We start from the raw sequence: 16,051 nt of genomic DNA on the forward strand, positions 1-16,051 counted from the left end.
CCCGTTGAGGAGCCCTTTGTCTTGGCATTTGTACTGGAACTTTATTATTGGTTCATCACAGAAACTGCAGGCATTGGGCACTGAAGTTCCTTCAATTTTTTGCTAACCAGGTTGGCGTCAGCCTGGAAACCTTTGGTCGCAAGAGTCGTTCTGGCCTGATCCACGACAGATTTCAGGTAGCCTTGGCCGCCCAATTGTTTGTTACCGCGGCAAGCAATCACAACAGCAGAATCCATCTTAACATCCAAAACCGGATCGATCATATCGCAGAAGAACTGGATCGCACCGATATGGTCGATGGAAGCAGACCAATCCAACCAAGCTGACTCAAGTTGCTGACAGACCAGTTCGTTCTCACGAGAACCCACTGGAAGCTGTCTCAGATTGAAGTTGCTCATGGCTTGGCTGATCTCTTTGCTTTTCTTCATCATGACAGGGTCATCGAAGACTGTGCCCATAACAATTTTGATGCCTTTACCCTGGCCAGAGTCTGTCATGCTGAAAGAACCCTGACGAAGCGCTCTCATGTTGGTTGTGAAGGCGGCAACAGCCTGGTCATGCATAGTCTTTGTATGGTTGATCCAAGCAAGAACTGGTGGCTTGCCGAAGCCCCAAGAGCTGCGAGAACCAAACAGACCGGCTTTCAGATTGACCATTCGTTGGGCCAATTCAGAACGGTCGATGATGGAGTTGTCCTGAGCCAGCTCCTGCATCGCTTTTTCAACACGTTTGATCGTCAATTTTTCTGTTTCGATCAAAGTGTACTGAGCTTTCCATTGACGGTAGTCCGCGCTCTTAGAAAGATAACTTTCAAGCTCCACTTTGCTTTGGGACACAACACCGGAAGTGGCGTTCACAGCCTGGCGCATCGCCTGAATCCAGGAGCGGCCGTTCTGAGCGCAAAGTTTCAAGGCACTTTCGTCTTCAACAGACTTTGCTGCGTATTCAGCAACACGTTTCATCGAGTTCGCATGCACTGTCTTCAGCGTCAAAGCCTGAAGCTTCTGGGTACGATCACTTTGTACTGTGGCCTTATCCAGATTTACGAAGGCAGAAGCCGGGAAGGTCTTGCCGTCGGAAGCCCAGTTCACCAGCTCGTTTGCCAGTGTACAAACCATCAAATCGTCGTTGTTTGTTTTAAGTTGAGCCTCGACAGTTTCAACATCCGCACGGTCATTTGCCAGCTGATTGTTTACGGCTGCGAAGTATTTCTCAGAAGAATTTTTATAGTTCAGCAGATTTGTAAGCTCAGCTGAAGGTTTTGAGAATTTCGCGTTATAAAGATCCACGCTCTTTTCAAGCTCTTGGGTGATCTTTTCGATTTTTCCACTTTGAGCCAACTGCATGAAACGAACCTTTTTGGCCACCTTCGTGAATTGGCAAGTGTTCTGAAGAACCGCTTTGCGGTGTTCAGCTTTACTCATATCCAAAGTGTTCTGATCGATCATTTTGGCAACGGCAGAAATACCACTTGTTGCAACCACACCACCGATAACGAACGGCAGTGCCGGAGCCAGGGCGGCATTCATGGATACGGCGAACAAGGCATAAGGCGCCAGGCCGTTGATCACGTCATTCAAAGCCAAAAGAACTTTACCCGTGGACATGGTCTGACGACCGCACTTGGAGTTCAGGAAGTTGTTGTTATTGACGATGTCACCCAGATTTCCCACGGCAGTCAAAGCAGCTGTCATAGTTTGTTCGACACTGTTAACGTTCACCTGAGCAGGATCCTGGGTTTGCATGATCTGTTGCAAAGCCGCGATGCTTTGTTTGATGGCGTTACCGTTGTCTTCGATGGATTTGGCAGAAGGGCTGCCAGTACATTCCGGAGACGTCAGAACTTCTTTGTTCAAAGAATCAATGGCCGAGATCAGTTCCGCATGTGGGCGGTTGTCAAACAAAGGACAGCTGTATGCTTCAGGAACTTTGGCTGCATTCATTTTTCCCTGAGCCGAACCTGTAGAAGTCACACGTGTATTGTTCGACGTGTTGGGACGGTTCGGAGGTGTGGAAGTCGAAGATCCCGTGTTCGTTTTTGGAATCGTCGGGCTGGTTGGCGTCACTCCAGTGTCATCATCGTCACCAAACAGGTTCAGTGAAAAGATGCTTGCGCTTGAACTGGCCCACACTTGCTGAGGGGGCACAATGAAGCTCGCGGTCAGCGCCAATGCCAGTGCGCCTCTTTGAACGTTCTTGAATTTCATAAAGTCTCCAGTGTTTAACTTTTTGCCACTTTACCTTTTTTCGCGTGCCATCCTGAGACATTTCGCAGGCTCCTATGGGTCTAAATACTTAGAATCACATAGTTCCTTCTAAACTTCCCAAGTAGTCACACGAGTTCAGGTGGCAACGATGCAAATTCAATGCGCAGGCCGCATCACTTTGAAACAAGTCTATGGTCGAGGTGACAATATATTGCCAAGTGAAGTGCCACTGGACGGCTCCTGACGTTTTTCCAGGGAATCCTCTGTTATTTGCTTATTATCTCCATTTTAAAAGGACTGGGGTCACTTTGCATGGAACGCTCTTTGTATAAGAGGTAAGTATGAGACTTTTGGTTTCCTGCCTTCTCTTTATGATGACCTTCTCCGGAGCCTGCTGGGCCAAGGTGGACTTGCGTACCACCAAGCCGCTGGTGATTCCCGAGGATAAAGTCACACCAAAGATCACCAAAGAAGATGTGGCCAAGATCATTCCCCTGGATATCAAAAAAGATGAAAGCACCGGATCTGTCATGAGTCGTATTGCCGACCGCGGATTCAATCTATGGTTTAATTCTGAATTTATGAAAAACAGCGCTCTGGGCCGAGCCGTGGAAGAAACCCAGGAAAAGCTGAAGACAGATGTTGTTGTTCCGGCCACAACTCCGCACGGTGTGGTTCATAAATTCTCGTTCCGTGTGGAAGCCTTTCAGGCTTTGGCGAAGATGGAATACTCAGGCTGGTTGAAGGCGGCTATCAACTACGATGCGAAGGCCTCTGAAACAGATATTCAGTTCAAAGACAAAGTCCTGGATAATAAAGATCTGATTGTCAGTCATAAAGCCAATAAAGAGCAGGGCTTGTCGATGATTGGCCTTGCCTGGTCCTGGTAAGCGTCCTACCCTTAATTCATGGAAAATATTGTTTTTATCTCTGGGAAAAGAACTCCCTTTGGAGCCTTTGGCGGATCTCTAAAGGATGTTTCAGCAACGGATCTGGGTGTGGCTGCCGCCAAAGCAACCCTGGAACAAGCCGGTCTTTCACCTGAAAAAGTCGATCATGTGATCTTCGGAAACGTCGTGCAGTCAGGTGCTGATGCCGCCTACCTGCCTCGTCATATCGGTTTGAAGACCGGTGTGCCAGTGGCGGTGGGTGCCTTTGCTGTCAATCGCCTTTGTGGCAGCGGTTTTCAGGCCTGGGTCAATGCCGTGCAAATGATCCAGTGTGGGGAAGCTTCTGTCGTTCTTGCCGGTGGCGTCGAGCAGATGTCACAGATTCCGTATGTTGCTCGCAAGGTCCGCTTTGATGGTATGCGCATGGGGAACTTTGAGCTGGAAGATCTGATGACCTCGGCGTTGACGGATGCTTATGCAAAAATGCCGATGGCAATCACAGCAGAGAATCTGGCAGTGAAGTATGGCATCTCGCGTGAGCAATCTGATGCTTATGCGATTCAATCCCAGCAAAGATTCAATGCAGCGGTTGAAAAAGGCTTCATGAAGCAGGAAATCTGTCCGGTGACTGTCGAAGGTCGCAAGGGCGCGGTGGTTGTCGAAAAAGACGAACATCCAAAGCCGGACTCAACGCTTGAAAAACTGGCGACTTTGAAGCCGGTCTTTAAAAAGGACGGTCTGGTTACGGCAGCGACGGCCTCAGGTATTGTGGACGGTGCGGCCTGTTCGCTTCTGATGAGCGAATCCAAGGCCAAAGAACTGGGGCTGAAGCCGATGGCTCGCATTATCAGTTATGCTTCTGTAGGTTGTGATCCGACGATCATGGGTATTGGACCTGCGGGGGCGGCTCGCAAGGCTTTGGAAAAAGCGAACCTGAAGTTGGAACAAATGGATTTGGTGGAAGTGAATGAAGCTTTCGCTGCTCAATATCTTGCGGTCGAAAAAGAACTAAAACTCGATCCGGCTAAAACCAACGTGAACGGCGGTGCGATTGCTGTGGGTCATCCATTGGGGGCTTCAGGAACTCGTATCATGAATCATCTGGTTTATGAGCTTCATCGTCGCGGTGGGAAGTACGCTCTGGGCTCTGCATGTATTGGCGGCGGTCAGGGTATTGCGATCATCATCGAAAAAATCTAAAACTTTGCCAACCCCGGAACGACTGTTGCCGGGGTTTTTGTTAATTCGCCCTTTTAGTGAAAGACTCTCTTCATGGAATTTAATCTTCGAGAACGTACAGCATTGATCGTCGGTCCTTTTACAACAACCGTGCAAAGCCTGGTGATGGGGCTGACTCAAATGGGGTCAGACTGTGTTTTGTTGGATTTCGACAATACGGCCAGTCAGCGTTTTTGCAATCAAATCAATGATGCGCGCGAAATCAACCCAAAGTTTGGCAGAGCTTTGGGGGTGAAATCAGCTATGAAAACCGCGGACGATATCAAGGATGCGGTGGGAACAGCGGCGCAGTCTTTTGGCAGCGTGGATCTGTTTATTGATGCACAAACCTACAACAAACAGAATCGCTACAAAATTGGCGACAGTATTGACTATCTGGATGAAGAGATTCAACACAACTTTAAATCTTCTGTGATGCTGACTCATGCTGTTCTGAGTTTTTTGAAGAATCGCAAGCGCGGCAGAATTTTGTACCTGCTTAATGAAATTTATCCGGATCCGATTCTGGCCGGAGCTCGCGGGGCGTTGGTGCCCTTTGCTCAGTCTTTGGCAAAACAGGTGGCAGAGCATAATATCACCGTGAATGTCTTGAAATTGGGACTGACCGAAGAGTATATTCTGGCCCAACACCCGGAAGCCAAATCCATCAAAGAAGCAGTGGAGGCGTTAAAGGTGAAGGAACCGCATCTTAGAATCACTGAGCCTGACAAGGTCACCAACACCGTGACTTATCTGGTCAGTCAGTTCGGAGCTGCGGTGAACGGTCAGGTTATTTCTTTAAGTTAGGTGAGGTATGCAGCAGGGTAAGCTTATCATTCGTCCGGCATCGGTGATGTTTCAGTGGTGGGATTTTATTCCCCACTACACTTTGAAAGACTGCTGGAACAAGGCGCCTTTGGAACTCGATATTTCCGAGGTCCAGGCGATCTACAAGCGCGGTCCTGCGTACCTATATCACTGCCGTCGTCAGGATGTGAACTATCTGGTTTACCTGGGTGATGTGCCTGAGGGGTTAAAGCACATCCCTGTTCGAGAGGTGGGTCCCTTTGAGGTCGTGAAGGTCATCCGCAATTTTCCCTCTAAATGGAAAAAGGCCTTCCCCAAGTTGCTAGGTCTGGCCTTTGTCACGATTGTCCTTTTGAAAATGTTCTTTGCTTTCCGAAGCTAGGCGGAATCTTTCCGCCTAGAGTTTCAGACCTTTCAGAATCAATTCTGCCTGTCTTAGATTTTCCGGTGCCACATAGATGCGGTCGATGATACGAGCGCCTTCATAGCGTTGGAAGATCTCGGTGGTCTGATTGATCGGGGAGGGCTGGGCCCAGCGGTCATATTGATCCACAACGTAAATCTGCAGCGCACGCTCTTCCGGGGAGGCTGTGTGGTACTTGGACAGACGCGCCTTGGAACTGGTGCGGATGACCTCAATACCGTCAGCTTCCAGTGCCTTCTTGATGGCTTCCGGGCTTTCTGATTCAGCGGTGTTGTGTTGCTCGATCAGAACCTTGAACGGTTTTCTTTGGGCGATTCTTTGCGCCCACGGGTTGTTGGCGCCAGACAGGTGTTCGTGCAGGCGATAGTCATTGTACTTGGTGTACTCGTTGATATCTCCTGGCAAAACGAACGTACAGTCAGGTGACGTCAGATAGCGGTTCAGCATTTCCTCGTAGATGATGCTTTTGTGATGGCAATAAACCATCAAGTGCATGTGATGACGGGAAATCAGGAAGTCATCGAAAGAATAAAGGGCACGGCGGTTCAGGCCCAGATACATTTTGTTTTCTTTGCGATGGAAGGTCATGTTCTGAATCAACCAGGACAGATCAATTTTGCCGTAATTGGTGCCGCAGAAATAACTGTCGCGTTCCAGGTAGTCCATGCGGTCCACATCCAGTTCACTGGAAACCAGCTGACTTAGGATCGGACGGAAATCGACGCCGTTGTCGATGAAGAAATCATCCGGGCAGTGCAGGGCCTTGTCGATCAGGCACGCCACGTGGATTGGCTGAATGTCAGGGAACTGGGTGCGCAGGGTTTCAGAGATCGCGGAGTCCGTAACGTATTTGATCGTGTAGTCTTCGTGATTGGCACGGCGGTTGTGATTCATCACCGTGTGGGCTTCTTCCCCGTACTGTTCCTGTTCTTTATAAAGTTGAATCTTCAATTCAGACAGATGGGGCATGACCTGTTCAGTGGTGTGGCTCAAAGGGCCGTGTCCCACGTCATGCAACAAAGCCCCCAGGCGCAGCACCTGACGGAAGCGAGTTTTTACAGAAGGTTTTGAAAAGGGATAAACCCGGAAGATCGCATCGAAGGTTTCGCCAGCCAGATGGCCCACGCCGACAGAGTGAATGTAGCGGTTGTGGGTGGCACCAGGAAAACTGAATTCCGCATAACCCAGCTGCTTGATCGCGCGCAGGCGTTGATATTCGGCGGTATCCAACACGGCCACTTCAGGTTCTGAGTAATATATAGAGCCATGAACAGGATCGCGAATTTCCATTTTTTCTCCTCTGGGGCAGCACTGCTATGAGACTCAATTAGCGGGTCTTCTCAGGCTATGTCAAACAGCTTCAATTAAAGATAAAGGACTCTCACTCAGAGGCCTATATATGCGTATTTGATACAGGACCAAGGGCTAGATACAGGGATCTTATGACTCCAGGTGTGGCATGGGGAAATGAAAAAACTTCATTGAAAATAGATATTTAGGGCTCACGCCTAAAAGGGAGCTTGGGTGGGGCGCTCCGGGTCCAAGGGCCAGAAATGTAAAAAATTGAGACGTATCACTTTAGGAATTTCTGGGGACTCCGATGAGTAAGGTAAGAAATGAATCGCCCAAGGGCACCACGGTAGGTGCACTGAGTTTCAAGGATCGAAACTCAGAAATCTTCAAGGAGGAGGAAACATGGGTCTCAGAATTAATACGAACAGTGCTTCGTTGAATGCTCAGAGAGTTCTCTGGGGGACGAAGATCGGTCTGGATAAGAGCATGGAAAAGCTCGCTTCCGGTTTCCGCATCAACAGAGCTGGTGATGATGCCGCCGGCCTAGCGATCTCTGAGAATTTGAAAGCTCAGATTCGTGGTCTAAAACAAGCATCCCGAAACGCTCAAGACGGTATCTCTCTGGTCCAGGTGGCCGAGGGTTCCATGAACGAGATCTCTTCGATCTTGATCCGTCTGAGAGAATTGTCCGTACAAGCAGCTTCCGATACTATCGGTCCTGTAGAAAGACAGTTCCTGAACGTGGAATACGATCAGCTGGTTTCCGAGATCGACCGTATCTCCGAAGGTACAGAGTTCAACGGAACTCAGTTGCTGGCGGGTGTAGGTTCCATCCTGGACTTCCAAGTTGGTACCAGAAATAATCCTGAAATCGACCGTATCTCTTTCGACGCTTCCAAAGCTGACGCAAACTCTGCCGCTTTGGGTGTGAACCTGACCTCTGTTGCCGACAAAGCTTCTGCTCAGAATGCTTTGGCAGCGATTGACCAGGCGATCGTCAGTGTCTCCGCAATGCGCGCAGACTTCGGTGCGATTCAGAATCGTCTTCAATCTACAGTTTCAAACATTCAAGTGTCTGTAGAGAATATGTCAGCTGCGAACTCTCGAATCAGAGACGTGGATGTGGCTGAAGAGACATCTGAAATGACCAAGAACAACATCTTGCTGCAAGCCGGTACTTCCGTCCTAGCACAAGCGAATTCCCAAGCTAACGTAGCACTTGGACTCTTGAACAAGTCATTCCAGGGTTAATCCTTGGAGTGACCTAGGTTCCCGATCTTGACTGATCAAGATCACCCTCAAGTGTAACGACCCGAGCTCTGTAAAACGAGCTGACAATTTGATCTGTTTCCTGCGACCGAGGCCGTCTTTCACGGCGGCCTCATTTTTTCAGTCACACCTTGACTGACGGGGAGTGGATTTAAGAAACAGGATTCTGCATCCGGTTTCTGAATGTGTGACCGATTTTTTTGATAAAGGACTCCGTTGCGAGTGACTTTGTCCGTCAATTTTAGATGCTGCTTTTTCTCTTCTGCAGCGACCGATTTTTCAGAAAATTTTCCCTCAGCAAAAAATAAAAAAGAAAAGAAAAAAACTGGACTCGAGCCGTTGTAATTTATTTCCGAAAAGTAAGCAGGGAACTGTATCGCAAGTTCCGAATATTAATTTTACAGGTGCACGGATCGCGCCTTATGCCAACGGATGGCACATTTTCACGGAGGAAGAACTATGAAGCACGGAGGATAGAATGGGATTAAGAATCGGTACCAATGTGGCAGCGTTGAATGCACAAAAAAATCTGTACATGACTAACATCAACGCAAACAGATCAATGGCAAGATTGGCTTCAGGAATGAGAATCAATCAGGCCGCTGACGATGCTGCAGGTCTTGCGATCAGCGAAAACCTCAAAGGACAAATCAGAGGTTTAAGACAGGCCAACCGAAATGCCAACGACGGTATTTCTCTTGTGCAGGTCGCGGAAGGCAGCTTGAATGAAGTCTCCAATATGCTCATTCGTTTGAGAGAGTTGGGTGTACAGGCTTCCTCTGACACTATTGGTGAAACTGAAAGAAAGTTTTTGGACGTTGAGTATCAACAGCTGAAATCCGAGATCCAGCGTATTACGGAATCCACGGTTTTCAACGGTTACGAGCTGCTCAACGGTACTGGTGGAATGATTGATATTCAGGTCGGCGTAAACAACGACCCGTTCCGTGATCGCATCAGCTTTAATGCCGGTGCGGCCAATGCCACTATCGATGCCCTGGGATTGACGGCAGAAAGTGTGGCGACGAAGGAAGGAGCTCAGCTGAGCTTGGATACCATCGATCAGGCCTTGACATCGGTGAACGCGATTCGCGCGAACTTCGGTGCCTTACAGAATCGTCTGCAATCAACATCCAACAACTTGTTGATCGCTGATGAAAACTTGTCGGCAGCGAACTCCCGAATCAGAGACACTGACGTGGCGGCAGAGACCTCTGAGATGACAAGAAATAATATCTTGTTGCAAGCCGGGGTTTCCGTTTTGGGTCAGGCCAATCAGTCACAACAATTGGCTTTGAAGCTCTTGGGCTAATAAGTTAAAAAGCAAAAGGCGGCTCCTTTAAAAAAGAGCCGCCTTTTTTATTTTCTGTTCCCATGTTTTCAACGGACTTTCATTTAGACAAATGCCGCCCAGAGTAATGCGAATATTGTTGAATTGGGGCCTTCCGCAAGGCACGTACAAAGTCTATGAAATTCATTGCGGCTTTTCTTTGCAGTATGGTGCTTCAGGCTCAGGCAGCCTGGGATTTAAATGACGTTTCTTATTTGATGCCTTTGCCGAACAAAGTGGGCGAAGATTCTTTGCTGAAGCTGGAAAGCCCCGCCCGCGGTGGAGCTTTATTGCCCCTATCCTTTGTAAATCAGATTCCGGTCCTGGCTATCGATCGCAGCCGTGAAGAGGTCAACACTACTTTGCGTGTGGTGGGTGTTCGTATTGATCCTTGCTTCCCTCTGCCAACGCCTCAGTCTTGCCAGCGTCAGATTCGCCTTGTGTGGCAGCCGATAGAATTATCCCGTCGTGATGAAATCCAGTCTGTGGATGCCGCATTGCATAGTTTCTATGTTCTGCAGGACTGGGAGTTTGACGGTCTTTTGAAAGAGCTGGCGGCGTGGAAAAAGAAACACTCAGTGAATACGACCTATCTGCCATTGCAGGTGCACCCGGCGTGGAAGCAGCAAGGGGATGCAGCCCCGGCTTTTGCTGAATTTAATAAAATTATTCTGAAGTACGCTGGCGCCGAAAACTTTACGCGTGTGACCGCCATGGTGCTGCGGGGGAATGCTGACATGTGGGCCTTTGCGGGCTTCGAACCCACGGAGGGTGGCAAGTTGCAAATGTTGTCAGTGCCTCGATTGGGAGATCGCAAGGCGCAGTCCTTTATAAATCTGGCGGTTACTCAAGATCACTTTGCGGGCGGGGGCATTGCTCCTTCACCGAAAGGGCCGGATACTTTCAGCAACCTGGCTGGAGAATCCATCCGCCTGGATGAGCCGGGGACAGAGGAGTTGATTCGTAAAGAGGTGCGGGCTGCTTTCCGCGTGGAAAATCCCAAGAATTTCAACCCGGAAAACATGGACTGCGTCAGTTGTCACGTGGCTCAACCGGCTATTCAATGGGTTTTGAATAAACGTCCGGAACTTAAAGTCGATCAACTGTGGACTCATGAAATCTATGCCAACGCCAAATACAATCTTGGCAACATGAGCCCTGAAGTGTGGAACACTCACCAGATCAGAGCTTTTGGATATTTCGGACGAAACGTGGCAATCAGCCAAAGAACGATCAACGAGTCCGCCGAGGTGGCGGACTTGATCAACAGAATTACTGCGCAAGAGTAAGAGGAATCAAATCCACCGCAAAGCGGGCATTTTCCTGATACTTGTACTCGATGTCGCCACCCAGGCGGACCGAGTTGTTTTCCGGATCATAAGCCCAACCGCCCGCAACTTTGTTCGGGATGATCTGGCCACGGCCCGCATTAAGTTCTGCCGGCGTGCCGTAACGAACTCGAACCTGTAATACGCCATTGTCAACACGAGGACGCTGGCTCAGGAAGATCTCTTTCGCCAAAGTTTTTTTGGTGATATCAGAACCGATACGCGCCAGATCGTCACCGAAGTTCTTGTTCACGATGCCGACAATGTATTTTGACTTAATGGTTTCTGGAGATCCTTTTTCCTCGTTGGCCAGAACAATCAGTTCTTCCAGCTTTTCAGGACCAAAACCTTTGCAAGTGCCGTTGTTTTTTGGTGTCTTCTGAGTCATGTCAAAGCACTGAGGGTTGTATTTCGGATGAATACGCAAAGCCCAGTCCTTGTATTCGTCAGCGTCATTGGCCTTCACAAGAACGCCATAAACGGACAGCTTGTTCGCCTTACCGCCTTTGAAGTCCAAAAGTGTACGAGCCATTTGCTCTGTGGTGATACGAGAGTTTTTGATTTCATCAGCGTCCGTCAGGAAAACCACTACCAGCTGCGCTTCGGGGCGGAAGAAGCCTTCATTGACACCACCACGACCCGACTTTTCCAAAGCGGCCGTCAGGGGAGCAAAGAATTCTTCGTCTTCAGGACCGCCCTGAGAGTAAGGCGCAACACCCACGTTCAAAGAAGAGGACAAAATGCTCTTTTCTTTCTTCGTTACATAACGCTTGTTGTAGGACTGACCTTTGGAATCCTTGATGTAGCGCAGTTCGCCGATCTGGAAGGAGTCCTTTTTTGTTTTTGCGAAACGTTCAGAACTGTCCCAAGTTGTGATCACACCAATGTGGTAGTCGATCATCGCATTCTTGTTAATGCCGTTGGTAAAACGATCCAAGTTGCGTAACAGGTTTTCCTGGGCCGACTTCATACTTTCAGAGTTGTCAGTCACAAACAGGATGTCCACTTGCGGGTTGAAATCCAGCTGGCTTTGACCGCCATCTTCAGTGATCCACGTGAATTTCTGTTCCTCAACGTGTTCATACTGAGGGATTTCCACAGGAGTCGGTGGAACTTCGGGTTGTTGCGCCATAATGCCGCTGGATTCCGGACTGCAGGCCGCAACCAGCATCAAAGCAGAAGCATAAATGCAAAGGGCAATGACTTGTTTCACATTTTCCTCCTGATGTTCTGCGGGCAGGTTTTGGCTGCCACGTCGTACTTATCAAGTTCATCAATCCAAGGGCGACCGTCATCCATGAAGACCAGTTGATCTTCGCCTGTTTTTTGGAAGTCGCCTTTTGAATAAAGCTCTTGGGCCAGTTTCATGTCGGTGTGAATTCTTTGAATGGCTTCAACCTCGATCAAATTCAACTTCTGAACGATACGGAAGTTGGCTTCAGACTCAGTCTTTGCCAGCTGCTTCATGCGGTTTTTAAGTTTCGCAAAGCTTTCCTGTTGGATCTTGGCAACTTGAGACTGCAAAGTGGGCTGAGTGTTGCGGTCCTTCAGGATTTCCAATGCTTTTTCAGAAACCTTGAAACGCAGCATTTCCTTCTGAAGATCCAGATCCTTATAGTAAAGAACCGGCAGTGTCAGCAGTGATTCCGCAACTTCTGAGGCTTTCAGTGGGAAGTTCAAAGTCTTGGACAGAACCTTGGCAAAGGATTCGTTCATGCCGGTTTCAGCCAGCTTTTGAACTTCCAGGATACGGTTTCTTTGTCTTTCCTTAAAGGCTTCGTGAGTTTCAAAGACACCTTTGTAATCACAGATTCTTAATTGAGTCAGAGAACGCAGGAAGTAAGCCTCTGAATTAACAACCTCACCAAACTGCGGGCTGATCAGAGTTTTGGTCTGTGCCAGAGCTTTTTCGGAATCATTTTTACGGAAATAAGCCCAGCCTTTTTCTTCGACGGCTTCAAACCAATAGTCGCTGCCTTTGGGGATTTGGTTGTAAAGCTTCAAGGACTCGTCAAACTGACCCTTGGCAAAAGCCAAACGGGCTTTTTTCATGGATTCTTTGCCTGAGCAATCCACACACTTCGGCAGAATCTCTTTTTCAAGAGTCTTGAAATCCAAAAGCTTTAAGGCTGTGGCATTGTCCTTGGCGGAGAGGGCTTTTTCAAAAGACTGACCCCAGTTCTTTAGAACAAGCGTCTCTGCAGCGCCAGCGACGGACGCCGTGCCTAGCAAAGAAGCGATAAGAATGTTCTTAAAAAACAAGCTACGGGAGATCATAAAATGAATCCGATTCCCAAAGAGCCCACAACAGTGTCCAGAGTTCTGGAGCCTGTGACAGGCTGATCTTTATAAGTTTGATATCTCATCTCGGCGCGGGCTGAGATGTGTTTCGTGATCCAGGCACCCACACCAGCACCAGCTGTCATCAAGCTGGTTGTGCCGCTGGAAAGAGTCATCTGACCACCACCTGCCAACAAGTAAAGGTCAAACTGAGTCACACCCATATCCAGGAAGCTGGTTTTACCGTAAATCGGGTACCAGTTCACAACGGCCATGGCAGCGTTTTCCGGATAATCGATATCCACCGCATAGGCGCGGCCGCCGGCTTCGTAGTTCTTTTTGGCTTGATCGAAGATACGCTGACCCTCGTCGGTCAGTTTGTTGCCGTAATCATAGTAGCGAACGCCCAAAGACCAGCGGGGAGTGACATGATAATCAGCTGCCAGACCCAAAGACTGGGTTTTTACGTAAGAGTCACCACCGAAAACGCTGCCGTAAGAAACGCCGAACTCAACCCGGTTGCGTCTTTCAACGATACGGTCCTGTACGATGCGTGTGCGTGTCTGGGACTTGATGTTTTGAGCCATTTCCATCAATTCCTGATTTCCGCCCAGGGAATCAATGTCATCAGCCAAAGTGGCCTTCTTTGCAGAGGCCTTGCCAGCCGCGATCGCAGGAGACGCCATAAAGGCGGCGGCGATAACGGAAAGAGAAAGAAGCTTAAGTGTTGTTTTCATTATTGGGCTCCTTGGGAAGCCTGCTCAGGCGCAAAACGAATTTTCAACTGAGTCAGGGATTCTGGAGTTGACAGTCCATTTGGACCATAAACTTTAAAGCTAAGGCGAACACGCACCCCATTAGCATTCACCATGAATGTCCCATCTTTCGCCAGTTGTGGTTGCACAGTGATCTTCTTTGTGTCGAAGACCAACTTGAACTTCCAGCGAGAGTCCCCAAGGTATTCAGGATCTTTTTGTTTTGAATCAGCAATCACGTGACGAGAGCCATCCAGCTCCAGGAAATCGTTCCCGGCTGTGTAGCTGACACCATCATAACTCACAACCAGACGTGGCTTCTGCTGGCTGCGGCCGTCGATGCCTGGTACTTTCACCGTGACGGTAAAGACAGTTTCAAGGCCCTGCATCACTTCAGAACCCAGTCCATCCACTTTCAATTCAGACGGAGCTTCCTGGTTTTTGAACACGAACAAAGTCGTTTCTTTTTCACGCACAAGGCCTTTGAGCTTGTCAGCATTCTGGCTTGTGGCTGAAACAACCTCAGCGACGAATTTAACATTCACAGCTTTCATGTTGGCTGTGGATGCCACAGTGTAAAGAGCCGGGTTGTATTTAAGAATATAAAGATCTTTTTCCTTTTCAGAAGCTTCCAGTGTCGCACCTTCAGGCAGACCTTGAGCTGTCAACTTGATCTGAACGCCCGGAATAAGAACACGTGCGTAAACTTTGAAAGAAGATTCCTGACCTTCGTTGAAGGTCATTTGTGCATCCGGAGTGATCACGATGAACTTTTCGTCAACAGTGGATTCTTCTTTCACCACGACTTTGGGCTTTTCAACCACAACAGTGTTGGTGATTTCGCGAGGCTTGTCAGGACCGTGAGTGATCACATCCTGAGAGTGTTTTCTCAAAGTTTCAAGAGTCGAATTTGGTACAGGATCCTTCTTCCAATCACCGCAACCGGCAAGGATCAAAGTCACTGGAACGGTCAGAATAGTGGTTTTCAGAAAGTTCATTTTGTACCTCTCTTAGCGGCTGCTCACGCGCATAAGTTCAAATGGGTAAAGAACGTCAACATTTACATTTCCAACAGGGCGAGGGAACTGCCATGATTTCATTCTCTGCAGCATGCAGTTTTCAACCATACGAGATCCCAGGGAAGACTGAGCCACTTTCGCAGTGGTGATTCTTCCCGCCGGGCCGATCACGAAGTCCACGGCCACGCGTCCACCGATGGATGGCTGTGCCTGAAGACCCTTTTCATAACAGTAGATGATCTGACCCTTGTTTTTATTGATGACCGCGATGATCTGGTCACGATCCAGACCGCCTTCGACAGTGGCTTCTTCATCCAATGGCAAGCTGACAGCCGAAGTGCCACCCACCAAAGAGATCTTGCCGTAACCGGCGCGACCACCACCAACACCTTTCGTGCCGTAGCCACCCGCACTTTGCGCACGACCGCTGCCTTCACCAGCAGAACCTGCGATCAAGCCGTTACCTGGAAGGTAACCTTTGATGCCACCACGGCCTGCGGAACCAACACCGCCACCGCCGCTGCCCACGCCGGCAGAACGGATGGCCTTCATAGAGTTGTTATTCAGTCCCTCGTAACCACGAGTGCCTTTCGGTGTGCCACCCAAAGCAGCCAACGCACCAATACGGCTGACGTCCTTGGCTTTGGCTGTGTTCACCTTGTAGGGTTTTGTTTTCAGCTTGGCTTGGGCTTTGGGTCTATAGACTTTGTTGGTCTGTTTGATTTTGGTTTGAGAGACCTTCACGTGGGCGCGAGGCTCCTGAACTTTTTGAGCGGGCTCTTCTTTGGGAAGAACGATCGTCACTAGAGTAGGCTCTTCTTTTTTAGAGAAATAAGAAGCCCAGATCCAGGTTCCCATCATCAGACTCAGAACGGCTGCGATATGCGCCAAGGTGGTCTTCTTCAGAACCACTTTCAGCTGCTCGTCGTCCTGGTCTTCGGAAAGCTGATAGGTCGGACTGTTTGCAGGCACTCCATTGGCTGCCAGACGCAGATGCCCCAGGCCTTCCAAGGCAACGCCTTGTTCGTTCATCTGGGAAAGATCAATGGTTTGCAAAAGACGGTATTCGATCTCGTTGGATTCAAGAGTTTGAAGGTTGGAAACCGCTTCGATACGACGACTGTCTTTCAAGTACACGATATTCAGCGATTCAGAGTCCACGGCAAAGGTGCGGACCTTTTGTCCCAACCTATTTTCAAGAATTAACAGCTTTGCAGTACTCATATTCAAT

Annotated in this window: 14 protein-coding genes; 7 read left to right on the forward strand and 7 right to left on the reverse strand. The window is 49.0% G+C overall.

Translation table 11 applies throughout. The annotated features are described in order from the left end of the window. Positions 1-44: 44 nt before the first annotated feature. Positions 45-2,207 (reverse strand): hypothetical protein, encoded by a 2,163-nt coding sequence (locus tag ACZ50P_RS01795; RefSeq protein ID WP_464119880.1) that lies wholly within the window; start codon positions 2,205-2,207, stop codon positions 45-47. 341 nt (positions 2,208-2,548) lie between these two features. On the opposite strand from ACZ50P_RS01795, the gene ACZ50P_RS01800 reads away from it, so the two are divergent. The 4 genes from ACZ50P_RS01800 to ACZ50P_RS01815 all read left to right on the forward strand — a co-directional run bounded on the left by ACZ50P_RS01800 (position 2,549) and on the right by ACZ50P_RS01815 (position 5,504). Further along, positions 2,549-3,097 (forward strand): hypothetical protein, encoded by a 549-nt coding sequence (locus tag ACZ50P_RS01800; RefSeq protein ID WP_464119881.1) that lies wholly within the window; start codon positions 2,549-2,551, stop codon positions 3,095-3,097. An 18-nt stretch (positions 3,098-3,115) separates the two neighbouring features. After that, entirely contained in the window at positions 3,116-4,297 is a 1,182-nt protein-coding gene (locus ACZ50P_RS01805) for an acetyl-CoA C-acetyltransferase (RefSeq protein WP_464133041.1), read from the forward strand. 72 nt (positions 4,298-4,369) lie between these two features. Continuing rightward, a complete protein-coding gene (locus tag ACZ50P_RS01810) occupies positions 4,370-5,122 on the forward strand; it encodes an SDR family oxidoreductase (protein WP_464133043.1) in 753 nt (250 codons plus the stop codon). A 7-nt stretch (positions 5,123-5,129) separates the two neighbouring features. Further along, a complete protein-coding gene (locus ACZ50P_RS01815; protein ID WP_464133045.1) occupies positions 5,130-5,504 on the forward strand; it encodes a hypothetical protein in 375 nt (124 codons plus the stop codon). A 15-nt stretch (positions 5,505-5,519) separates the two neighbouring features. Here the strand turns inward: ACZ50P_RS01815 and ACZ50P_RS01820 are convergent, their stop codons facing one another. After that, positions 5,520-6,836 carry an HD domain-containing protein gene (locus tag ACZ50P_RS01820; protein WP_464119885.1) on the reverse strand — a complete coding sequence of 439 codons (1,317 nt, stop codon included), beginning with the start codon at positions 6,834-6,836 and terminating at the stop codon, positions 5,520-5,522. 405 nt (positions 6,837-7,241) lie between these two features. On the opposite strand from ACZ50P_RS01820, the gene ACZ50P_RS01825 reads away from it, so the two are divergent. The 3 genes from ACZ50P_RS01825 (at position 7,242) to ACZ50P_RS01835 (ending at position 10,727) form a co-directional block, all read left to right on the forward strand. Then, positions 7,242-8,090, forward strand: coding sequence for a flagellin N-terminal helical domain-containing protein (locus ACZ50P_RS01825; protein ID WP_262554465.1), 849 nt, complete (start codon positions 7,242-7,244; stop codon positions 8,088-8,090). A gap of 496 nt (positions 8,091-8,586) precedes the next feature. Beyond that, on the forward strand, positions 8,587-9,420 hold the full coding sequence (locus ACZ50P_RS01830; RefSeq protein ID WP_464119886.1) for a flagellin N-terminal helical domain-containing protein: 834 nt from the start codon (positions 8,587-8,589) through the stop codon (positions 9,418-9,420). Between the two features lie 155 nt (positions 9,421-9,575). Continuing rightward, positions 9,576-10,727, forward strand: a complete 1,152-nt coding sequence (locus tag ACZ50P_RS01835; protein ID WP_464133047.1) for a hypothetical protein — start codon at positions 9,576-9,578, stop codon at positions 10,725-10,727. Here ACZ50P_RS01835 and ACZ50P_RS01840 read toward each other — a convergent pair. Genes ACZ50P_RS01840 through ACZ50P_RS01860 form a run of 5 tightly spaced genes read right to left on the reverse strand, consistent with a single transcriptional unit; the run spans position 10,711 to position 16,044 of the window. Next, positions 10,711-11,979 carry a hypothetical protein gene (locus ACZ50P_RS01840; protein ID WP_464133049.1) on the reverse strand — a complete coding sequence of 423 codons (1,269 nt, stop codon included), beginning with the start codon at positions 11,977-11,979 and terminating at the stop codon, positions 10,711-10,713. The two genes, ACZ50P_RS01835 and ACZ50P_RS01840, sit on opposite strands and share 17 nt — an antisense overlap. After that, a complete protein-coding gene (locus ACZ50P_RS01845; RefSeq protein ID WP_464133051.1) occupies positions 11,976-13,043 on the reverse strand; it encodes a tetratricopeptide repeat protein in 1,068 nt (355 codons plus the stop codon). Before ACZ50P_RS01845 ends, ACZ50P_RS01840 begins: the two co-directional genes overlap by 4 nt. Continuing rightward, positions 13,040-13,783 (reverse strand): outer membrane beta-barrel domain-containing protein, encoded by a 744-nt coding sequence (locus ACZ50P_RS01850; RefSeq protein WP_464133053.1) that lies wholly within the window; start codon positions 13,781-13,783, stop codon positions 13,040-13,042. Before ACZ50P_RS01850 ends, ACZ50P_RS01845 begins: the two co-directional genes overlap by 4 nt. Then, on the reverse strand, positions 13,783-14,799 hold the full coding sequence (locus ACZ50P_RS01855) for a hypothetical protein (RefSeq protein WP_464133054.1): 1,017 nt from the start codon (positions 14,797-14,799) through the stop codon (positions 13,783-13,785). The genes ACZ50P_RS01850 and ACZ50P_RS01855 overlap by 1 nt, the downstream gene beginning before the upstream one ends. Positions 14,800-14,811: 12 nt before the next feature. Next, positions 14,812-16,044: a TonB family protein gene (locus ACZ50P_RS01860; RefSeq protein ID WP_464133055.1), complete on the reverse strand. Its 1,233-nt coding sequence runs from the start codon at positions 16,042-16,044 to the stop codon at positions 14,812-14,814. Positions 16,045-16,051: the final 7 nt, after the last annotated feature.

It is taken from the genome of Bdellovibrio sp. CKG001 (assembly GCF_055397465.1).